A 22913-nucleotide genomic window follows, 5' to 3' on the forward strand; every position below is an offset into this window, starting at 1 on the left:
GAAGGCGAGATTACCTAGCTGTCTAGATGCGAGATAGCTGGTTGTTGAGACCAAGGTTTGGCACTCAAACCACCGGAACGAGGGTTCGGATCTCAAGACCTAGGTAAGGGTTCTAATCCTAACGGAACAGCTCCTTGGGCGATCATCAAATGATTTAATGATGACATCGTGGAGGCAAGCTGCGTTGCGTTTGCTGGAGGTCGGTTGGCTTATGCCATGGGTCATTGCTGCTTCGCGTCGACTTATGGGAAATGTTGATGGCTCAGAAGGGATCGGCTTCAGTCGGCGGCCAAATCTATTAGAAGGCGTGGCGATTGCTGTTGCCTCATGGTGGATCCTTAGGCTTGTTTGTCTTTGTCGATACGACCAAACCGCCAGGGATGCGGACTTCCATGTCTATCGGCGAAAAGTCAGGAATTTTTCGCGCAGATCCCTCCGCTGATGGCGCCTCCTCATATCGCCATTTACGTTTGGGAGCGACGCTTGGCATTTCCAACGTCTGATCTTTTTCGCCAACTGTGTTCTTGTTGATGTATACAAATGTGAGTGTTGCAAGGAATAGACAGTTCATAAGAAGCATAATCCCGGAGTTCCAAATCAAAAACCACATCGCCATGGAACCCTGAACGATAACCAAAACATTCAGTGATCCCAGAAACAGCTCCCAGACAGCAAGCAACACATATGTTATAGACCACTGCCTGCTAGATAATAATGATCCCTCCTCTTTGAGAAGTGATCGCGGAATCGCTCGAAAAATGGCAAATATGAAAAATACTGCTGCAAATGATATCGCTCGCAGCGTTGGCTCTAGTATGATCTCCAACGCCGAATGATCAAAATAATATTCTGACCTAATCCATTCCAAAAATGAGTCCCAAGGGGGCCTGATTCTAATAATATTAAATGCGGTGCCTATCGGGAATATGATTGCCCAAAATCGCCAGAATAGGGACCAGTACATTCGGAAATAGCGTTTCATCGATATCATTGTGTCTGAACTTCTTTTCCTAATCCGTTATAGGCAGCGATTGTATAGGTGGAACATTGCGTGACTGATGTCCGCACGCGGTTCTACTCACATATATGGCCATCGAGATTTGTGAGCCGGCGCGGAGCTTTTATTCAAGGGCTGACGTGCCGCGGATATCCGCGAATATGACGCCACTAAAGCTGTCAACTCGATGGATGCCCTATGAACCTTGGTCACCCTAACCAATAGCGGGACGAGGCTAGGCAAATACTGCGATGAGAACGGACAGCCAGATCAAGGCTACTCCCACCGCCAATGCTCGCCTGGCGGCTACGACCTTCTCTTCGCCTTCTTCTGCAACAGGGGTTGTCACAATCCAGGGTACCGAGCCAAGCGCCGCAAATCCGACGAGCGCCAAAATCACGACGACAAAATCGGAGCCGCGCCAGTGGCCGGGCTCATAAACACCCCAGTACCCCAGGAACGCCATCCCCACTGCGAACATGGTTGCAGAGGCAGAGCAAAGCCCTGTAACGGAACCTGCCGGCGCGCGCATGTTGCATTCCTCCATGCTGGTCAATCCACGAAGCGATTTCCACGATGGCGTGAACCGCCTTCGCACAAATGTGTCAGGAATTGGCGCCTCCGTGAAGCAAAGATCAATTGTGGATGCTTTACGTTGACCCGAACATATTGAAGCGCCTGGGTTTGGTGGTCAGGCCCGGTCTCGCTCGAATGCGTCGGCATAGAGCGCCTCGATCCGTTCGACCTCGACGTCGTCCAATGCGGCGAACTCCTTCGTGCGTGCTCTTTGCGATAGCCGGCCGTCGTTCTGGTCGAGGAACTTGTGTAGCAGTTCGACTTGAGCTGTTGGCATGTCGACGATCTGCTGGACCCCTTCGGAAAAGATATCGAACCCCTGCAGGAAGCGAATCTCTTGCGGTAGGTCGTGTTCGACCGTCTGTTCGACGCAGGCATAGAGGAAAGTTGTATGCGCTGTGGCATCGAAATAGCGGTAGAAGGCGGCGGTGTCGTTCAGCACCTCCACATTGCCCGAGACCGTCGGACGCCATTCTATGAAGGGAAGTAGCGGCGCGGACCAGGACTTCAGCACTGCTCTGTACCGGTCGATGTTGCGCAAGATCGCCGCGCTAACTGGAAACACGAGGCCGGGAGGACTGTAGGAGGCGGCGGCAAGCGCATGGTGGATCAGCCAGCGATGCAGGCGCCCGTTACCGTCCACGTAAGGATGAATGTAAACGAAGCCGAATGCGAGACATGCCGCTGCCACTACTGGGTCCATCGCGCCCCGCGTGGCGCGGTCGGCGAATGCGATCAGACCGCCGACTAGGCTTTCTAGATCCTCATGCCGTGCGCTGATGTGATCCGAGATGGGCATATTAGTGTCTCGGTCATGTACGCCGATGAAACCGCCTTCATCTCGCAGGCCGAGACGCACGAAGCGGGCGTCTCCGATGACGATGCGCTGAAGGCGATCGAGTTCGTCGAGGCTTAGCGGACGCACGCCCGCTTGCGCGATGGCCTGGCCCCAGCGAGCTGCCCTTTGGCCTGATGGCCGCTCCCCTTCGATGGCGAAGGAGGACTTTGAATCGTTGAGCAGGATAAATGCAGCGGCTCGCACTACCAGATCGGGACGGACGCGACCTATCGCCTCGCGTGCCCGCTCACCGAGCGCCTTCTGCGAGAATGCGACGAGATCTGGCGTCCGGCGAACCAGGGGGCAGAACGCTGGCGTGCCCGGAAGATTGTTCGAGACCTTGTGCCGCGGTGATGGATCGCCTTCATCCAATGCATATTGTTGATTTGGATCGAGGATCGGCACCATCCGTACCTTACCGGGATCGGGAACATTGAGTTGCCGATCGGTCAGCCACTCGTACAGGAACCAGAGGCGTCGCGCGAAAGCGCCGGTCGGCGTCGCCCGGATGATAGCCTCGATCTCGTCAGGCTCTATAACCTGGAACAGAGCCGACAACACCTGGAGATCGAGGCCTTCGTATCTGAAGGCAAAAACCAGATGAGGGCCAAGCGCGGCTTCCGGACGATACCGGGGCGTCAGCATCAGCCACGCCTCGGTTGAGGTCGGGTGATGTCGCTCGGCGATCGCGGCCATCCGTATAGGCGGCGGCAAGATTAGGTCGTAGCGTGCCATGATCGCGGCATAGCCAGACGGTTCACCGCGCTCAGGCAGAGGCCGTCCGTGAAAATCCCTCACACTTTGCGTAGGCCATTCACCCATAAACGCTCCCGCGAAACTGGATCACTTGGTCTCAACCCGGCTGTGAAGATCCTTCACAATTCGCGCAAATCTATCACCATTACAAAAATCTGTGAAAAACAATCACCGAGCCTGGGAGTAAACTGGCGGCCGATAACGGTAAAGCAGCAAATAAGCCCTTCTACGATCCGCGATCACCAGCCCTCTCTCGAAAATCACGACATTTCGCCTCCAGACTTCGGGAGTGTACGGTGTGGCGACCATTACAGAAAAGTTTGTGACAGAACCGGCACAACATGCCCACATCGTGTCAAACTTTCGAAGGACTGGAATTTCATGAGGCATTTTCCGCTCTGGCTAACCGGCCTGCTTATCGCCTGCCTGATCTCGCTTGCTCCGTCAACACACGCGCAGGGATTTGTTCGTGCCGACCATCAGCACATCGTGGATGGCAAGGGCGATCCCTTGATCTTGCGCGGACTGGGTCTCGGAGGCTGGATGGTCCAGGAAGGCTATATGATGGGCCTGTCCAATCTGAAGGCGCAGCATATCATTCGTAGCCGCATTTCCCGCATCATCGGCGAGAAAAAGACCGAGCAATTCTATCAGTCTTGGCGCGACAACGCTGTGACGAAGGCCGACATCGACGCAATGGCCGGGTGGGGCTTCAATAGCGTGCGCCTGCCGATGCATTGGAACCTGTTCATCAAGGGCACGCCCGGCCGCAACGCGACGGGCAGGATCGCCTGGAACGAAGAGGGCTTTCGGCGCGTCGATGCGCTGATCGCCTGGCTGAAGGCCAACGACATGTTCCTGATCCTCGACATGCACGCCGCTCCGGGTGGCCAGGGTCATGATACTGCTATTTCCGATCGCGATCCGGACAAGCCCTCCCTCTGGGACAGTCGCGACAATCAAGAGAAAATGATCGCACTTTGGAGCGAGATTGCCCGGCGCTATAAGGACGAGCCGACCATTGCGGGTTACGATCTGCTCAACGAGCCAAATTGGGGTTTTCAGGACAAGAACGATAAAGGTGGCTGCCGAGAAACCGGCAACGAGCCGCTGCGCGATCTCTATGAACGCACCATCCGCGCCATACGAGCGATCGATAGCAATCATATGCTGATTATTGAGGGCAATTGCTGGGGCAACAATTACCTTGGCATGCTGCCCATAGCCGATCGCAACACCGCGCTCAGCTTCCACAAGTACTGGACCCCCACGACGCAGGGGTCGATCGAACCATTCCTGAAGTTGCGGGAACAATATGACATGCCGCTATGGAACGGCGAGTCCGGCGAGAACAGCAACGATTGGTACGCGCGCGCCGTCGCACTGCAAGAAAGGAACGGTATCGGTTGGTCGTGGTGGCCGTTAAAAAAGATCGGCGCGGGCAACCCGCTCGAAATCAAGACTGGAGCCGATTATCATCGCCTGTCCGCTTATCTTCGTGGTGAAGGGAACAAGCCTCCGGCCAAGGCGGCCTTCAACGGTCTCATGCAACTGGCAGCCGACAGCCGCTTCGACAGAAATGCGTATCATCAAGATGTGGTCGACGCCCTGTTGGGAGCCTCGGATCGCCATAAGAAGCGGCCATCCGGATCACAATAATTGCAATTGGGTGCCATCCTCTCTGTTGCGCAGTGATAGAATCCCAATGCGGTCAAGTTTTGACCTGCATCCTGGGAAGAATTGACCCAACTGTTGACTACTGTCGGCTACCATTGCGGACATGAGGGATTCAATCTGAACTATGCGGCTCCGTGGTGGCAACCACTGTTCTGATCTTTTTGCCGTAATGCTGAAGGCTTCGAAGGTCCGTGGCGAGTCCAAACTTGCTGCGGACACCAGAGTATTTGCGGCCATTAAACCGCGGCCTTTTTCCATCCCGCTGCGAGCAGACCGGCGCCAATCATCAGCGTTCCGCCAGTCCGATTGACCAGGCGTTGCACGCTTGGCTTACGGATCGTCTTTCGGGCCATCGAGGCCATGAGACCATAGGTGGTGGCATTCAATGTCGCCAGCGCCAGGAATGTCACCTCAAAGACGATCATCTGAAAAGCGATGGGCTTCGAGGTATCGAGAAATTGCGGAAGAAAGGCGACGAAGAAAATGATGCTCTTCGGATTGAGCGCGGTCACTGCATAGGTGTGCAGGAAAATTCGCAACGGCCGCTCTTTAGCCGTCTCGGCATCTTCCGCATCGGCGGATCTGTCGGAGACCGGCACGCGCCAGAGCTTGATGCCGAGATAGATGAGATATGCCGCGCCGATCCACTTGAGCCCGGTGAAGATCGCAGCCGATGCGGCCAGCAATGCGCCAAGGCCCAGCATGGAAGCGGTCATTGCCGTGAAGTCGCCGAGCGCGACCCCTGCAACGGTGGCTGTGGTCGCCTTGCGGCCATGCCCGAGCGCATAGGATATGACGAGAAGGATTGTCGGTCCGGGGATCGCCAGCAGCACGGCGGATGCGGCGACAAAGGCAAGCCAGTGTTCGATAGACATGTGATGCTCCCAACTATTTCCAGGGAGCAATCCACAAGACCAAATGCTTGGCAAGCGCTGTCGCAAAATTTCTGATTGAAGCAACGCGGTTGCCTCTGACCTTTGCTCCCGCTTCCAGTCTGCCCGCACCCTTCATGCCCATGAAGATTTTTTTCATTTAGGGATGGCGAATTCTGTCATCTTTTCTATTCTGGCCGCTTTCCCTCCGCTCGTTCGAGCGCTTTATCCAGGATAGACGATGCAATCCGTATTCGATGGCCACAACGATGTTCTGCTGAGGCTCTGGCATCATACAAACGAAGGCGCCGATCCGGTCGCCGAATTCAGGGATGGGGTATCGATCGGCCATATCGATGCGCCGCGCGCCAAGGCTGGCGGTCTCGCCGGCGGGCTTTGTGCCATCTATATCCCCTCCGGCCATCTCGTCTTTGCCGAACCCGACCGCAACGGCCACTATTCGACGCCGCTCGCCGCACCGCTGGAGCGGGCGCCGTCGCTCGATATCGCATTGGAAATGGCGGCGATCGCACTCAAGCTCGACCGTGCCGGCGCCTGGAAGCTTTGCCGGTCGACCGCAGACATCCGCGACAGCATGGAAAAGGGCATTTTCGCCGCCGTCATGCACATGGAAGGCTGCGAGGCGATCGACGCGGATCTCGTCGCGCTCGAGACCTTCTATGCCGCCGGTCTGCGCTCGCTCGGTCCCGTATGGAGCCGCAACAATGTGTTTGCTCATGGTGTGCCCTTCGCCTATCCAAGTTCGCCGGATACCGGCCCAGGCCTGACGGACGCAGGTTTCGCGCTGGTGCGCGCATGCAATAGGCTCGGCATCGTCATCGATCTCGCCCATATCACCGAAAAGGGTTTCTGGGATGTGGCGAAGACATCGGACCAGCCGCTGGTCGCCAGCCATTCCAATGCCCATGCGCTGACCCCGGTCGCGCGCAACCTCACCGACAAGCAGCTCGATGCCATCAAGGAGAGCCGTGGGATCGTCGGTCTCAACTATGCGACCGCCATGCTGCGCGAGGACGGTCGCTCGGATGCCGACACGCCGATCGAGGTGATGATCCGTCATCTCGACCATCTCATCAAACGCGTCGGCATCGATTGCGTCGGCCTTGGATCGGACTTCGACGGGGCGACGATTCCGGCGGATATCGGCGATGCCGCCGGCAATCAAAAGCTGATTGCTGCGCTCCGGAACGTTGGCTATGGTGAGGCCGATCTTGCGAAGCTGTGCAGGGAGAACTGGCTTCGTATTCTGGCGTCCGCCTGGGGAGAGGGCAGCGCGCCGCGTGCATAATCAGACTGATAAAAGTCCAAATAAGGGAACGAAAATATGATGATGACCAGGATGAACCGCAGCTTCCGCGCCCTTTCGGCCGGCGCGGCTCTCTCGATTTTGCTGATGGCTGCGCCGAGCGCCTTCGCCGAAACGCCGAAGGATACGCTGGTCGAGGGTTTCGCCTTCGACGACATCCTCAGCATGGACCCGGCTGAGGCCTACGAGCTCTCCACTGCCGAAATCACCGGCAACACCTACAGCCTGCTCGTCCGCCTCGATATCAAGGATACCTCCAAGATCCAGGGCGATCTTGCCGAGAGCTGGTCGGTCTCCGACGATCATCTGACCTATACGTTCAAGCTGAAGCCCGGCCTGAAATTCGCCTCCGGCAATCCGATTACCGCCGAGGATGTTGCATGGTCCTTCGAGCGTGTTATCAAGCTCGACAAGAGCCCGGCCTTCATTCTCAGCCAGTTCGGCCTCACCGGCGACAACGTCACGGAAAAGGCCAAGGCAACCGATCCGAACACCTTCGTCTTCACCGTCGACAAGCCTTACGCACCGAGCTTCGTGCTGAACTGCCTGACGGCCACCGTCGCGAATGTGGTCGACAAGAAGCTGGTTCTGCAACACGTCAAGCCGGCGACGCCGACGGCGGATTTCAAGTATGACAACGACTTCGGCAATAGCTGGCTGAAGACCGGCTTTGCCGGCTCAGGACCATTCAAGCTGCGCGAATGGCGCGCCAACGAGGCCGTGGTTCTCGAGCGTAATGAAAGTTACTACGGCGACAAGCCGAAGCTTGCCCGCGTCATTTACCGCTTTATGAAGGAAAGCTCGGCGCAGCGCCTGGCGCTGGAGAACGGCGATATCGACATTGCCCGCAACCTGTCGCCGAACGATCTCGCCGCCGTCGAGAAGAACGCGCAGCTTGCCTCGACCAGTGCGCCGAAGGGTACGATCTATTACATCAGCCTCAACCAGAAGAACCCAAACCTTGCCAAGCCGGAAGTGCAGCAGGCTTTCAAGTACCTGGTCGACTATGACGCCATCGGCAAGACGCTGATCAAGGGGATCGGCGAAATCCACCAGACTTTCGAGCCGAAGGGCCTGCTCGGCGCGCTGGACGAAAATCCGTTCAAGCTGGATGTCGCCAAGGCGAAGGAATTGCTGGCCAAGGCCGGCCTGCCGGACGGCTTCACCGTCACCATGGACGCACGCAGCATCGAGCCGGATACCGGCATCGCCACCACGATCCAGCAGACGCTCGGCCAGGCCGGCATCAAGGTGGAGATCATCCCCGGTGATGGCAAGCAGAAGCTGACCAAGTATCGCGCCCGCAATCACGACATTTATTACGGTCAGTGGGGCAACGACTATTGGGATCCCCATTCCAACGCCGATACGTTCACGAACAATCCTGACAACTCCGACGCCGGCACGAACAAGACGCTTGCCTGGCGTAATACCTGGACGACGCCGGAGCTCGACAAGGAAACAAAGGCCGCCCTGTTCGAGGTCGATACCGCCAAGCGCGCTGCCATGTATCAGGATATCCAGAAGAAGTACCTGGAAGCCAGCCCCTTCATCTTCCTCTATCAGCAGACGGAAGTGGCCGGCTATCGCAAGGACGTGAAGGATTTCAAGCTCGGTCCAAGCTTCGACACGAATTTCGTATGGCCGATCTCGAAGTAGTAATCCGGCAGGATTAGTTCTTTGAGCACCGTCGAACGGAAAATGGAGGTGCGGCCCAAGAAGGGCCGCACCGCGCCCATTCTAATGGGCGTCTTGCGCTTCCTGGTCGTCGCCGTCACGACCTATCTCGGCCTTCTGGCCGTCACCTTCTTCATCGGACGGGTGATCCCGATCGATCCGGCGCTGGCGATTGCCGGCGACCATGCGCCTGCGCAGGTGATCGAACGCCTGCGCCGCGAAATGCATCTCGACCAGCCGCTCTATCAGCAGTTCTACTTCTATCTGGTGAGCGCGCTCACCGGCGATTTCGGCACCTCGGTGCTGACGACCAATCCGGTGATGGACGATATCCGGCGCGTCTTTCCGGCGACGATGGAGCTTGCGACCGTCGGCACGATCATCGGCGCGGTTTTCGGGGTTCCTTTCGGCGTGCTTGCCGCCGTGCGCCGCAACAGTTTCATCGACCAGATCGTCCGCGTCATTGGTCTCGTTGGCTATTCGGTGCCGGTCTTTTGGCTGGCGATGGTGACGCTCGTCATCTTTTATGCACAGCTGCGCTGGGTGGCCTATCCCGGCCGCATCGACATTGCCTACGAATATACCTTCACGCCGGTCACCGGCTTTTACCTGCTGGATAGCGCCATGCAGGGGCAGTGGGACGTGTTCTGGGACGTGTTCCGCCACATCATCCTGCCCGCTTCGCTGCTCGGCTATTTGTCGCTTGCCTATATCAGCCGCATGACGCGCAGCTTCATGCTGAACGAACTGGGTCAGGAATATATCGTCGCTGCCCGCGCCAAGGGCCTATCGGAAACGCGGGTGATCTGGGCGCATGCGCTGCGCAGCGCCGCCGTGCCGCTGATCACGGTGATCGCGCTCTCCTATGCCTCGCTGCTGGAGGGATCGGTGCTGACGGAGATCGTGTTCTCCTGGCCGGGTATCGGCTTTTATATCACCAGTTCGCTGCGCAATGCCGACATGAACGCCGTGCTTGGCGGCACCATCGTCATCGGCACGGTTTTTATCGGCATCAACCTGCTGTCCGATCTGCTGTATCGGACCCTCGATCCAAGGACGCGACGTAAATGACGGCTGGGACCACGCAAATTAGCTGGCGTGACTGGCTGCTGTCGGACCGGCCGCAGTCGCGCCGGCAGGCAAGGCTCGGGCGCGCCTATGTCACCTGGCGGCAGTTCTCCGCCAATCACCTTGCTGTCGTCGGGCTGCTGATTATCCTCGCGCTGGCGCTGATCGCCGCCCTTGCCGATGTCATCGCCCCGCATTCGCCCGTGATCGGCGATCTCACCAACGCCTATCTGAAGCCACCGGGCACCCCGGGCTATCTCCTCGGCACCGATGATCTTGGCCGCGATATCCTTTCGCGGTTGATCTACGGGTCGCGATGGACGCTCTATATCGTCGTGCTCGTCGCGATCATTTCCGCGCCGATCGGGCTGATCATCGGCATGGTCGCCGGCTATCTGGGCGGCTGGGTCGATACCGCGCTGATGCGGATCACCGACATCTTCCTCGCCTTCCCGAAACTGGTGTTGGCGCTCGCCTTCGCCGGCGCGCTCGGGGCAGGCATCGAAAACGCCATCATTGCCATCGCCATCACCTCCTGGCCGCCCTATGCGCGTCTGGCGCGGGCCGAGACGATGACGGTGCGGCGCTCGGACTATATTGCCGCCGTGCAGCTGATGGGCGCCTCGCCGCTGCGCATCATCTTCCGCCATGTCATGCCGCTCTGCATTTCCTCGTTGATCGTGCGCGTCACGCTCGACATGGCCGGCGTCATCCTGACGGCCGCCGGCCTCGGCTTTCTCGGCCTTGGCGCGCAGCCGCCACTACCGGAATGGGGCGTGATGATCGCCAGCGGCTTCAAATATTATCTCGACCAATGGTGGGTGGCGGCTATGCCCGGCATCGCCATCCTGATCGTCAGCCTCGGCTTCAACCTGCTCGGCGACGGCCTGCGCGATGCGCTTGATCCGAAGGAGAGCGGACAATGACGACGATGCTGACGGTCGAGAACCTCAGAGTTCGTTATCCCACTCGCACTGGCGTCATCGAGGCGGTGCGCGGCGTCTCCTTCACGCTCGGTCGCGAGCGGCTCGGCATCGTTGGTGAGAGCGGCTCCGGCAAATCGCAGACCGGCCGCGCCATCATGGGGCTGACACCGCCGCACGCGCTCGTCAGCGCCGACAGGCTGAATTTCAGCGGCATCGATTTGTTGTCGATCTCGGCCAAGGAGCGCCGGTCGCTGCGCGGCAAACGCATCGCCATGGTGCTGCAGGATCCGAAATATTCGCTGGACCCGGTGATGCCCATCGGCAAGCAGATCACCGAGACGTTGCGCACGCACGAAAAGGTCGGCAGGGGAGAAGCGCGCGACCGCGCCTTGGCCATGCTGGAGGCCGTGCAAATCCGCGATCCGAAGCGTGTCTACGACCTACATCCGCATGAAGTCTCCGGTGGCATGGGCCAGCGCGTGATGATTGCGATGATGCTGATCGCCGGGCCGGAACTGCTGATCGCCGACGAGCCGACCTCGGCGCTGGACGTTACCGTGCAGCTCGATGTGCTCCGAATCATGGACAAACTGGTGTCGGAGCGCGGCATGGGGCTGATTTTCGTGTCGCACGATCTGCGGCTGGTCTCCTCCTTCTGTGACCGAGTGATTGTCATGTATGCCGGCAAGATCGTCGAGGAACTGAAAGCCTCCGAGCTTAACAATGCGCAGCATCCCTATACGCGCGGCCTCTTGAACTGCATGCCCGTGATCGGCGAGAACCGCCATCCGTTGCCGGTTCTCGATCGCAAGCCGGAGTGGGCGGCATGACGGCGGCGCTTGCGGTTGACGGCCTCAGCGTCGTCTATGACGGTTACTATGCCCTGGATGCGGTCAGCATCGATGTGAACCGCGGCGAATCCTTCGGCCTCGTCGGCGAGTCCGGTTCCGGCAAGTCCACCTTGCTGCGGGCCGTCGCGGGTCTGGCGCCGGTCAGCGGCGGCACAATCCGCATCGACGGCGCGGCACTGAAGGGCTCGAAGCGCGCCAAGTCGTTCTATCGGCAAGTCCAGATGGTATTTCAGGACCCCTACGGTTCGCTGCATCCGCGCCAGACCATCGACCGGTTGCTGCTGGAGCCGCTGGCGATCCATGGCATCGGCGACAGCGAGACGCGGATTGCCAGAGCGCTCGACGAAGTCGGTCTCGGCACCGGCTTCCGGTTTCGTTATCCACATCAGCTTTCCGGCGGCCAGCGCCAACGCGTGGCAATCGCCCGCGCCCTGATCGTCGAGCCGTCCATTCTGCTGCTTGATGAGCCGACCTCGGCGCTGGATGCCTCCGTGCAGGCGGAAGTGCTCAATCTGCTCGAGCAGGTGCGCAGGGATCGCCATCTGACATTCGTCATGGTCAGCCACGATCTCGGCGTCGTCACCCATATGTGCGAGCGCCTCGTGGTCATGCAGAACGGCGCTATCGTCGAGCGGCTGAGCGCGAAAGACCTGGCGGCCGGCAAGGTCGAGGAAGACTACACGCGCAATCTGATGATCGCGAGCAAAGGTTTTGTTCGCGATTAAGCATCTGTAATTATTTTACTTTTTGTCGATATCCACCCAAAAGACGACCAATCGTATAGACTATTGACACCTGCCGCATTTCTGTCATGATGTTGTTAATGACGGTTAACTTTCGTGATCCTTACCGGGTCGTACACGAGTGGAGGCAGGCATGTTTTTCATGGGTGGCATGACCATGGGCTATCTTCATCCGCCGATCCCGGAGAAGGAAGAGGACGTCTTGACCGTCACTCTGCCGGAAGAAAAGAGCCGTCACCTGATCGGTCAAACCGAGGCCCCGGCTTCTGAATCAAGCGCCGTGGAGCGCACCTTGATCTGGGCTCGCCGCATTCTCTGCTGAGCTTCTGCTTCGCCGATTATCGAGCCCCACCTGAACCCCAGTGGTTTATTTTTTTCCTCGCCGCCCTCTGGACGGAAAATTATCTCTACCTAATTGATAGAGACTATATAAATGTCAGGCATGGGCTCGTCCCTTGCGACAATAAAAAATCAACGGAGGCAACACATGGCGAATTTGGGTATGTCGAATACGCATGTGAACCGGTTCGATGCTTCGAAGCGTGCTGCCGCAACGCGGCACAAGATTCACACCGCGATCAACGTTGCGCTGTGTTCCGCCGCGTTCATTTTCGTCGCCGCCATCGTTTGCGGCATCGTGGTCTGATTTCTGTCGAGAGTGATGCGACCGGTTTTGGCCGGTCGTGGCTGAAGTGTTCTTCTCTCGCTTGTCCCCAGGGACGTAGTATTTCATTGGACCGAGGCTCGGGTCCGGCCGGCTATAACAGGCGGTTTGATCCGCCTCTTTCCAGATTCATTCCTCCCACACGGCAATTCTTCTTCCCGCACGCCACCAGAACTTTGCCGGGCAAAGAAATTTTGCCCTGCCCAATGGAATGCGCTTCGTTAAAACAGTAAGCTCCGCCAAAATACAAAAATAGATTGGGGCGGAGGCATGACCAAGGTGGAGGCGGGGCGCAGCAGCAGGCGGAGTGGGGCTCACGATGCGAAGGCAATTCTGAAACAGGATCCGCACGCCCTGCGTGATGCGAAGGAGAACAACCTCGAAATGGCGATCGGCCATGAGGTTCGCGCCTATCGCAAGAAGCTCGGTATTACCGGCGCCGATCTCGCCTCGGCCACCGGCATATCGCTGGGCATGCTGTCCAAGATCGAAAACGGCAATACCTCGCCGTCGCTCACCACGTTGCAGTCCCTGGCGCGGGCGCTCGGCGTGCCCGTCACCGCATTCTTCCGGCGATTTGAAGAGAAGCGCAATGCCGTCTTCGTCAAGGCCGGCGAGGGTCTGGAGATGGAGCGGCGGGGGACGCGCGCCGGTCATCAGTACAATCTGCTCGGCCATATCGGCAACGGGTCCAACGGCCTGCAGGTCGAGCCCTATCTCATTACCCTGACGGCCGATTCGGATGTTTTTCCGGCGTTTCAACACGCGGGGCTGGAATTGATCTATATGCTGGAAGGCGAGGTCAAATATCGCCACGCCGACAAGCTCTATGCCATGTTGCCCGGCGACAGCCTGTTCTTCGACGCCGATGCGCCGCATGGCCCGGAAGTGCTGGTCAGTCTGCCGATCCGTTTCCTGTCGATTATTTCCTATCCGGAGAAAAGCGGCGCTTGAGACGAATTTGCGAATCTTTTGAGGGAGTTCAGTTTAAGTTCATCTTCCACGGGATATGGAGGGCTCAGTCTGAAATACCCTGATTCCTGTTTGCAAGAAGTCAGCCAAAGGAGAATGCCTCGTGACTCTGATCGATTGTTTTTGACACACCGGGACTGCTGTCGGAACCATCCGGCCGCGTCTCAAGTTTCATGGCAAGCCTGTTTCGAATGATGGCGCAAAATCGCCACGACCTCGAAGAAGACCCATGAAAATCTTCGCCTGAATCGTTTGTTCTAAGCCGCCACCTCGAATTCACCCCCTTCGCGCGCCGGGAAGCGAAGCAAAAGGGTCCAAATGTGTGAATGGTTGTGTCGGGCAGGACAAAGACATCAAAGGCGATAATGCCTGTCACTCTGTTTGGACCCAGAACCCGAATCCATGACGACTCAAAATCTCTCCACTGTCTCGCTACGCGATTCTGAAGCTAAGCAGATCGATCACAACGATTCGATCCGGGCGACCTATTTCTCCAACGAGCAGATACGCGAATGCGGAGCGACCTTCGCCCGCAACGGCGCCAAAACGACGCTGCCGGGCTTTGCGCCCTTCGACTTCTTTGCGCGTCATAAGGAGAACGAGAAGGAGATCCTGCGGGTCTATCGTTCGGCCAATGCCGATGTCGACGCGGGCGAATCGATCACGCCGGCCGCCGAATGGCTGCTCGACAACCACTATGTCATCGAAGAGGCGATCCAGGAAGTCCGCCGCGACTTCCCGAAGAAGTTCTACGATCAGCTCCAGACGATCACCATCGGCGGCATGGTCATGCCGCGCACCATGGCGCTGGCCTGGCTTTATGTCGCCCATACGCACAGCACCGTGTCCAACCAGGGCCTGCTGGCACTGGTTGAAGGCTTCCAGTCCGTGGAGATGCTGAAGATCGGCGAGCTCTGGGCTGTCCCGTCGCTGGTGCGCTATATCCTCGTCGACAATTTGCGCCGCATCTCCAGCCGCGTCGAACAGAGCCGCATCACGCGCAAGAAGGCCAACGAGGCCGTCGACGAGCTGATCCGTCTCAATGACGATGCCAAGGTCACCGAATTCCTGAAGACGCTCGAGCCCTATACGTCGGACAATACCTTCGCGACGCAATTCCTCTATCGCCTGCGTGACGGCTCGCACACCTCGGGTCTCGCCGTCACCTGGATGGAAAAGCGCATGGCGGATGCCGGCACGGACGCCGAAAGCGTCATGATGGCCGAGCATAACCGGCTGTCGTCCGGCAATGTGACGATGGGCAACATCATCAAGAGCCTGCGCCTGATCGACGATACCGACTGGTCGGTCTGGGTCGAAGAGGTGAGCGCGGTTGACAAGCTGCTTTGGGACGAGACCGACTACGCCAAGCTCGATCCCGGCTCGCGCAACAGCTATCGCCGCCGCATCGAAAAGCTTGCCCGTCGCTCCAAGAAGACCGAGATGGAGATCGCCCAGGTCGCCATGGCGATGACGGAAGCGGCCAAGGCTTCGGGCGAACCGCAGCCGCAAGAGCCGAATATCGGCGACTACATCATGGGCCAGCAGACGGAAAAGCTGGAAAAGGCGATCGGCTATCGCCCCTTCTTGTCGGCGCGCTTCGTGCGCCAGTGGCGCAAGCTCAACTGGCTGGCGATCGCAGCGCCCGTGATGTTTTTGACAGCCCTTGCACTGGCTGCCGTCGGCTATTTCATGATTCAGGCCGGCATGGGCTGGGCTGAAACCATTCTCATGCTGCTGATGTTTTCGCTGCCGGCGTCCGAAGGGGCGACGGGCCTGTTCAATTTCGTGGTCACCATGTACCTGACGCCGGCGCGCCTCGTCGGCTATGAGTTCAAGGAAGGCATTCCGGAAGAGGCCCGCACGCTGGTCGTCGTGCCGACGCTGATCGGCAACCGCGACAGCGTCGATGAACTCGTGCGCAATCTCGAAGTCCATTACCTCGCCAATCCGCGCGGCGAAGTCTATTATGCGCTGCTCAGCGATTGGCCGGACAGCCAGGAGGAAGAGAGCGAACGCGATCTGGAAATCCTCGACTATGCTCGCCGCGAAGTCGCCAACCTTGCGGCCCGCTACGCCGAGGACGGCACGCAGCGCTTCTATCTCCTGCATCGCCGCCGCCTCTATAATCCCGCCGAAGGCTCCTGGATGGGCTGGGAGCGCAAGCGCGGCAAGCTGCACGAGCTGAACCTGCTCCTGCGCGGCGACCGCGACACGACCTTCCTGCCCGGCGCCAATACCGTGCCGAAGGACGTGAAATACGTCATGACGCTCGATTCCGACACGCGCCTGGTGCGCGATACGGTCACGAAGCTCGTCGGCAAGCTGCATCATCCGATCAACCGGCCGGTCTTCGACCCCGAGACCAAGCGTGTCGTTCGCGGCTACGGCGTCTTGCAGCCGCGCGTCACCCCGTCGCTGACGACGGGCAAGGACGCCTCGGTGTTCCAGCGCGTTTTCTCCGTCAATCGCGGTCTCGACCCCTATGTCTTCGCCGTTTCCGACGTCTATCAGGATCTGGTCGAGGAAGGCACGTTTACCGGCAAGGGCCTCTATCATATTGATGCCTTTGAGGCCTCGCTGAAGGGCAAGATCGACGAGAACGCCGTTCTCAGCCACGATCTGCTCGAAGGCTCGATGGCGCGTTGCGCGCTGGTGACCGACTGTGAGCTCGTGGAAGACTTCCCGATCCGCTACGAAGTCGAAGTTTCGCGCCAGCATCGCTGGGCGCGTGGCGACTGGCAGCTCCTTCCTTACCTCTTCAATCCGAAGCGCGGCGTCACCGGTCTCGGCCGCTGGAAGATGATGGACAATCTGCGTCGCTCGCTGACGCCGATCGCCTGGTTCTTCGCCTCGGTTCTCGGCTGGTACTTTATGGGGCCGTTCGCTGCCCTGATCTGGCAGATCCTGCTGATTTTCTGCCTGTTCGTGGCGCCGACCTTGTCCTTGATCAACGGCATCATTCCGCGCACCAGCGATATCGTCGCCCGCGCCCATCTCTATACGGTCTGGACGGATATCCGCGCCGCCAACGCGCAGGTGGCGCTGCGCATCGTCTTCATCGCAGACGGCGCCTGCATCATGGCCGACGCCATCGGGCGTTCGCTCTACCGCGCCTTCGTCAGCCGTAAGCTGATGCTGCAATGGCGCACCGCCGCCAGCGCTCAGGCCGCGGCGCAGACCACCATTCTCGGTCATTACCGCGTCATGTGGCATGCACCGGTGCTGGCGTTGCTGGCGCTCGCCTTCGCGTCGCTGTCGGGCGACAATGCTTTCCTCGTCGGCATTCCCTTTGCGCTGCTCTGGGTCCTGTCGCCGGCGATCGCCTGGTATGTCAGCCAAACGGCGGAAACCGAGGACAAGCTCGAAGTACCGGAAAGCGTCTCGTCGGAGCTGCGCAAGATCGCGCGGCGCACCTGGCGCTATTTCGACACCTTCGTGGTCGAGCAGCAAAACCATCTGCCGCCGGACAACGTGCAGCAGACGCCGCATCCGGTCGTGGCATCGCGCACCTCGCCGACCAATATCGGCGTCTACTTGCTCTCGATTATCTCGGCCCGCCATTTCGGCTGGATTTCCTTCGAGGAAACCATCGATCGCATGGAAAAGACCATGGCGACGGTCGAGAAGCTCGAAAAGTTCCGTGGCCATCTCTGCAACTGGTATCATACCGATACGCTGAAGCCGATGGGCGCGCGCTACGTCTCGGCGGTCGACAGCGGCAATTTCGCCGGCCATCTCATCGCCGTGTCCTCGGCCTGCCGCATCTGGGCGGAAGCTCCTTCCGCGCACATGCAAGGCAATCTCGACGGCATCGGCGATGTCGCCGGCATCCTCGGCGAAATACTTGCCGAGCTTCCTGATGACCGCAAGACCGTGCGCCCGCTGCGTCATCGCCTGGAAGAGCGCATCGTCGGCTTCCAGAATGCGCTGGCCGCAGTCAAGCGCGAGCATGAGTTTGCCTCGATCCGCATCATCAACCTTTCGGTCCTGGCGCATGACATCGAGAAGCTTGCCGCCAACCTCGACCACGAGGTCAAGTCGCCGCAGAGCGGCGAGGTGCTCACCTGGTCGCAATCGCTGGTGAAGGTCTGCGAAGGCCATATCGCCGACAGCGTCTTCGATCTCGCCAATGTCGACGCATTGCGCCAGCGCCTGGCAAAGCTGCGCGACCGCATGCGCGAAACTGCCTTCGGCATGGAATTCGCCTTCCTCTATCGTCCGGAACGGCGCCTGCTCTCCATCGGCTTCCGTGTGGAAACCAACGAGCTCGATGCCGCCTGCTACGACTTGCTGGCGTCGGAAGCCCGCCTTACCAGCCTGTTCGCCATCGCCAAGGGCGACCTGCCGACGGAGCATTGGTATCGCCTCGGCCGTCAGGTCGTACCTGTGGGCTCGCGCGGTGCGCTGGTCTCCTGGTCCGGCTCGATGTTCGAATATCTGATGCCGCCGCTCGTCATGCAGGAGCGTCAGGGCGGTATTCTCAACCAGACCAATAATCTGATCGTCCAGGAACAGATGAACTACGCCAAGCGTCTCGGCGCCGGCATCCCCTGGGGCATTTCGGAAGCGGCCTTCAACGCCCGCGACCATCAGATGCAATATCAGTACACTAACTTCGGCGTGCCCTCGCTCGGCCTGAAGCGTGGCCTCGGCCAGAATGCGGTCATCGCGCCCTATGCCTCCATCCTCGCCAGCCAGTACCGGCCGGAAGCGGCGCTCGAAAACCTGCAGAAGCTGCGCAAGGTCGGCGCTCTCGGCATCTATGGTTTCCATGATGCCGTCGACTTCACGCCGACCCGCGTTCCCGAAGGCAAGAAATGCGCGGTGGTCTTCAACTACTATGCCCACCACCATGGCATGTCGATTGCCGCTATTGCCAACGTTGCCTTCAACGGCCGCCTGCGCGAACTCTTCCACGCCGATCCGGTGATCGAAGCGGCCGAACTGCTGCTGCAGGAAAAGGCGCCGCGCGATATTCCGGTCATGGCCGCCAAGCACGAAAGTGATCAGCCGGCCAATATCCAGGAAGACATGCTGCGTCCGGAGATCCGCAAGATCGCCGATCCGGCCACGCAGGACCGCGAACTCGCCTTCCTGTCCAACGGCCATTACTCCGTCATGCTGACGGCGACCGGCGCCGGCTATTCGCGCTGGAACGGCCTGTCCGTGTCGCGCTGGCGGCCCGATCCGACGGAAGACCGCTGGGGCACTTTCATCTTCCTGCGCGATACCACATCCGGCCAATGGTGGTCGGCGACCGCGGAGCCGCGCAGCATCGAAGGCGAAAAGGTCAAGGTCGCCTTCAGCGACGAAAAGGCGGAATACAGCAAGACCATCGGCGACTTCACCAGTGAGGTCGAATGCATCGTCGCCACCGAAAACGATGCCGAAGGCCGCCGCGTCACGCTGCTCAACATGGGGTCGGAAGACCGCTTCATCGAAGTGACCTCATATCTCGAGCCGGCGATTGCCAGCGACGACGTCGATTCCGGCCATCCGGTTTTCGCGCGCATGTTCGTTCGCACCGAAGTTGGTAGTAGCGGCGACGTGCTCCGCGCCGAGCGCAACAAGCGCGAGTATAACGAGCCGGACATGGCGATCGCGCATCTGGTCGTCGACAATGCCGGCTCGGAGCGCCCGACGGAATTCGAGACGGATCGCCGCAAGTTCCTCGGCCGTGGCCGCACGCTCGCGGAAGCCGCCGCCTTCGATCCGGGCGCAACGCTCTCGGGCACGCAAGGCTTCACGATGGATGCCTGCCTGTCGCTGCGCCGCGTCGTGCGCGTGCCGGCCGGCAAGAAGGTCAGTGTGATCTTCTGGACGATCGCCGCGCCGAACCGCGAAGAGGTTGATAAGGCAGTCGACCGCTACCGCAATCCGGATGCCTTCGCAGCCGAGCTGACGCAGGCCTGGACCCGCACGCAGATGCAGATGCGCCATGTCGGCGTTTCCTCGCAGCAGGCGGCCGCTTTCCAGAAGCTTGCCCGCTATCTCGTCTATCCCGACATGCATCTGCGCGCCGACAGCGCCACCGTCCTTGCCGGCCTGCATTCGCAGTCGGCGCTGTGGCCGGTGACCATTTCGGGCGATTTCCCGATCTTCACGCTACGCATCAATGACGAAATCGACATCGAAATCGCCAAGGAAGCGCTGAGTGCCGGAGAGTATCTGCGCTCGCGCGGTATTGCCGCCGATCTGGTGATCCTGAACGAATGCGCCGCCGAGCATGCGCAGGCGATGCAGCATCAGCTGGATGCGCTTGCGGATCATATCCGTCACAACCAGGGGGATGGGCTGCGCCAGCACATCTTCGCGGTGCGCAAGGATCTGATCGAGAACGAGACCTACCAGCAGATCCTCGCCGCTTCGCGTGTCGTCTTCCATGCCCGCAATGGCAAGCTGGTCGACCAGATCGCCCGCGCGGCGACGCTGTTCGGTTCGACGCCGCAGGGCGATGAGGCTCCGGTCGATCGCCGTGCCGTGGCGCTCGCGCCGCAGGAATCGGTGTTTGTTGCGACGGAACTCGGAGCACAGGCCGATCTCGACTTCTGGAACGGTTATGGCGGCTTTGCCGAAAACGGTCGCGAATATGTCGTCCGGCTTGCCGGCGGCCAGTCGACGCCGCATCCGTGGATCAACGTCATCACCAACGAGCGTTTCGGTTTCCATGTGCCCGCCGAAGGTGGCGGTTTCACCTGGAGCCACAATTCTCGCGACTATCAGCTGACCCCATGGACCAACGACATGGTCATCAACCGTCCGGGTGAGGCGCTTTATGTGACCGATCTCGACAGCAATGCGGTGATGACCCCTTATGCCGGCCTGTCGCGCAATCCGAAGGTGCAGTACGAGACCCGCCACGGCCTCGGCTATTCGGTGTTCTCGAGCGAAGAGAACGGCATCGGGCTGGAACTGACGCAGACGGTCGACCGCGAGCGTCCCGTGAAGGTCTTCCGCCTGCGGGTCAGCAACAAGGGCAAGGGCACCCGGCGGCTGCGGCTTTATAATTATGCGGAATGGGTGCTCGGCATCAATCCGCACAAGACCAAGCCCTTCATCCTCTCGTCGCTGGACGAGGAGACGGGTGCGCTGTTTGCCAACAATCCCTACAGCATCGATTATTCCAAGCGGGTCGCCTTCATGGCGGCAAGCGAGGCGCATTCGAGCTTCTCGGCTAGCCGCCGCGAATTCATCGGCCGTCACGGCACGGTGCAGATGCCGGAAGCGGTTATCTCCGGTGCCGTCCTCTCCAATTCCACCGATCTCGACGGCGATCCCTGCGCGGTACTCGCCTTCGACCTGAGCATCGGCGCGGGTGAAGAAAAGGATATCTGCTTCTACATGGGCGACACCGCCTCTCTCGAAGAGGCGCGCGCACTGGTCTCCGAGATCCGCAAGGCGGATTTCGAGACCGTGCTGTCGGCGACCCGCGGCTTCTGGGACGGCTTTACCGGCCGTCTGCAGATCTCGACGCCGGACAAGGCGATGAACAACATGATCAACGCCTGGCTCCCCTATCAGAGCCTCGGCTGCCGTATCATGGCGCGCACCGCCTTCTACCAGGCCTCGGGCGCCTTCGGCTTCCGCGACCAGCTACAGGATACGTTGGCCTTCCTGATGCATGCGCCGGAACTTGCGCGCAAGCAGATCGTCAACGCGGCCCAGCGCCAGTTCCGCGAAGGTGACGTGCAACATTGGTGGCTGCCGGGCAGCGGCGCAGGCGTGCGTACGCATATTTCGGACGACGTCGTCTGGCTTGCCTATGCGATCAACCAGTATTGCACGGTGACGGGCGACAAGTCGCTGCTGGATGAAGAGCTTGCCTTCGTCGAGGGCGCCGCTCTCATGCCCGGCACGCATGACGCCTTCTACCAGCCGACGGTGTCGCAGGATAAGGTCAGCGTCTACGAGCATGCGGCGCTGGCGCTCGATCTTGCCATCAAGCGCAAGGGCGGCAACGGCCTGCCGTTGATCCTCGGCGGCGACTGGAACGACGGCATGAACCGTGTCGGCATTCAGGGACGTGGTGAAAGCGTCTGGCTCGGCTGGTTCCTCGCCGGCACGCTCACCGCCTTCCTGCCCTATGCGGAAGCACGCGGCGACAAGGAGCGCGTCGAGCGCTGGACCAAGCATCTGCCCGAATTGCGCAAGTCGCTCGAAACGGCGGGCTGGGACGGCAACCATTATCGCCGTGGCTATTTCGACGACGGCAGCCCGCTCGGCTCCAGCGAGAATTTCGAATGCCAGATCGATTCGATCGCGCAGTCGTGGAACATTCTCTCCGGCGAGGGCGACCCAAAGCGCGGCGAGACGGCGATGAACGCCGTTCTTGAAAAGCTGGTCGACGACGACAACCGGATGATCCGGCTGTTCACGCCGCCCTTCTCCAAGTCGGCGCGCGATCCCGGCTACATCAAGTCCTATCCGCCGGGTGTCCGCGAAAACGGCGGCCAATATACCCATGCCGCCACCTGGGTGGTCATGGCGCTGGCGGAAATGAACCGTGGCGACGATGCCTGGCATTGCTTCGAGATGCTGAACCCGGTCAACCACGCACTTGATCGCGAGCAGGCCGATACCTACCGCGTCGAGCCTTACGTCATTGCCGCCGACGTCTATGGCGAGGGGCAATTGACCGGTCGTGGCGGTTGGACCTGGTATACGGGCTCGGCCGGCTGGTTCTATCGCGTGGCGATCGAGGGCATTCTCGGCATCCGCGTCAAGAATGGCCACCTTTATGTCAAGCCGGCGCTGCCGTCGACGTGGGATGGCTTTGCGGCGGACCTCGATCTGCCGAGCGGAAAATACCGCATTTCCGTCTCAAAAGCGCCCGATGCGAGCGGATACTCAGTCGCAGTGAATGATAGGGCGCTTGCTAATCCCGAAGAGGGCTATCCGATCGAACAGTAACGCTTTTGTGCACTGTTTTGCATTGATCGATAGGGCCAAAGAGGGAACTCTTTGGC

General features: G+C 59.7%; 14 protein-coding genes and 1 pseudogene. 11 read left to right on the plus strand and 4 right to left on the minus strand.

Annotation, left to right across the window (positions count from 1 at the left end; genetic code table 11):
* Positions 1 to 325 precede the first annotated feature (325 nt).
* The 3 genes from RRH01S_RS09555 to RRH01S_RS09565 form a co-directional block, all read right to left on the minus strand.
* Positions 326 to 982 carry a hypothetical protein gene (locus RRH01S_RS09555; RefSeq protein ID WP_131597832.1) on the minus strand — a complete coding sequence of 219 codons (657 nt, stop codon included), beginning with the start codon at positions 980 to 982 and terminating at the stop codon, positions 326 to 328.
* 250 nt (positions 983 to 1232) lie between these two features.
* Entirely contained in the window at positions 1233 to 1529 is a 297-nt protein-coding gene (locus RRH01S_RS09560) for a hypothetical protein (RefSeq protein WP_007689557.1), read from the minus strand.
* 159 nt (positions 1530 to 1688) lie between these two features.
* Positions 1689 to 3233: a Fic family protein gene (locus tag RRH01S_RS09565; protein WP_042471279.1), complete on the minus strand. Its 1545-nt coding sequence runs from the start codon at positions 3231 to 3233 to the stop codon at positions 1689 to 1691.
* On the opposite strand from RRH01S_RS09565, the gene RRH01S_RS09570 reads away from it, so the two are divergent.
* Entirely contained in the window at positions 3195 to 4826 is a 1632-nt protein-coding gene (locus RRH01S_RS09570) for a glycoside hydrolase family 5 protein (protein WP_234711673.1), read from the plus strand. The genes RRH01S_RS09565 and RRH01S_RS09570 overlap by 39 nt on opposite strands.
* Before the next feature lie 254 nt (positions 4827 to 5080).
* On the opposite strand, the gene RRH01S_RS09575 is transcribed toward RRH01S_RS09570, so the two are convergent.
* Entirely contained in the window at positions 5081 to 5719 is a 639-nt protein-coding gene (locus RRH01S_RS09575; RefSeq protein ID WP_007692380.1) for a LysE family translocator, read from the minus strand.
* A gap of 238 nt (positions 5720 to 5957) precedes the next feature.
* Between RRH01S_RS09575 and RRH01S_RS09580 the strand changes: the two genes are divergently transcribed.
* The 10 genes and pseudogenes from RRH01S_RS09580 to RRH01S_RS09620 all read left to right on the plus strand — a co-directional run.
* On the plus strand, positions 5958 to 7025 hold the full coding sequence (locus RRH01S_RS09580) for a dipeptidase (RefSeq protein WP_042471289.1): 1068 nt from the start codon (positions 5958 to 5960) through the stop codon (positions 7023 to 7025).
* Between the two features lie 36 nt (positions 7026 to 7061).
* Complete coding sequence (locus tag RRH01S_RS09585; RefSeq protein WP_034522079.1) at positions 7062 to 8702, plus strand: ABC transporter substrate-binding protein; 1641 nt, start codon at positions 7062 to 7064, stop codon at positions 8700 to 8702.
* Positions 8703 to 8723: 21 nt separating this feature from the next.
* Entirely contained in the window at positions 8724 to 9791 is a 1068-nt protein-coding gene (locus tag RRH01S_RS09590; RefSeq protein WP_042471293.1) for an ABC transporter permease, read from the plus strand.
* Positions 9788 to 10714, plus strand: a complete 927-nt coding sequence (locus tag RRH01S_RS09595; RefSeq protein WP_007692376.1) for an ABC transporter permease — start codon at positions 9788 to 9790, stop codon at positions 10712 to 10714. The genes RRH01S_RS09590 and RRH01S_RS09595 overlap by 4 nt, the downstream gene beginning before the upstream one ends.
* The gene (locus tag RRH01S_RS09600; RefSeq protein WP_007692374.1) at positions 10711 to 11544 is read left to right on the plus strand and encodes an ABC transporter ATP-binding protein; all 834 of its coding nucleotides are present in this window, start codon (positions 10711 to 10713) and stop codon (positions 11542 to 11544) included. Before RRH01S_RS09595 ends, RRH01S_RS09600 begins: the two co-directional genes overlap by 4 nt.
* Positions 11541 to 12290 (plus strand): ABC transporter ATP-binding protein, encoded by a 750-nt coding sequence (locus tag RRH01S_RS09605; RefSeq protein WP_007692372.1) that lies wholly within the window; start codon positions 11541 to 11543, stop codon positions 12288 to 12290. Before RRH01S_RS09600 ends, RRH01S_RS09605 begins: the two co-directional genes overlap by 4 nt.
* Before the next feature lie 151 nt (positions 12291 to 12441).
* Entirely contained in the window at positions 12442 to 12630 is a 189-nt protein-coding gene (locus RRH01S_RS09610) for a hypothetical protein (protein WP_007692370.1), read from the plus strand.
* A 165-nt stretch (positions 12631 to 12795) separates the two neighbouring features.
* Complete coding sequence (locus RRH01S_RS34360) at positions 12796 to 12954, plus strand: hypothetical protein (RefSeq protein WP_007692368.1); 159 nt, start codon at positions 12796 to 12798, stop codon at positions 12952 to 12954.
* A gap of 288 nt (positions 12955 to 13242) precedes the next feature.
* Complete coding sequence (locus RRH01S_RS09615; protein WP_012652888.1) at positions 13243 to 13926, plus strand: helix-turn-helix domain-containing protein; 684 nt, start codon at positions 13243 to 13245, stop codon at positions 13924 to 13926.
* 420 nt (positions 13927 to 14346) lie between these two features.
* A pseudogene (locus RRH01S_RS09620) lies at positions 14347 to 22723 on the plus strand (glycoside hydrolase family 94 protein); the annotation flags it as partial.
* Positions 22724 to 22913 lie beyond the last annotated feature (190 nt).

Origin of the sequence: Rhizobium rhizogenes NBRC 13257 (genome assembly GCF_000696095.1) — a bacterium.
Classification (GTDB): Bacteria; Pseudomonadota; Alphaproteobacteria; order Rhizobiales; family Rhizobiaceae; genus Rhizobium; species Rhizobium rhizogenes.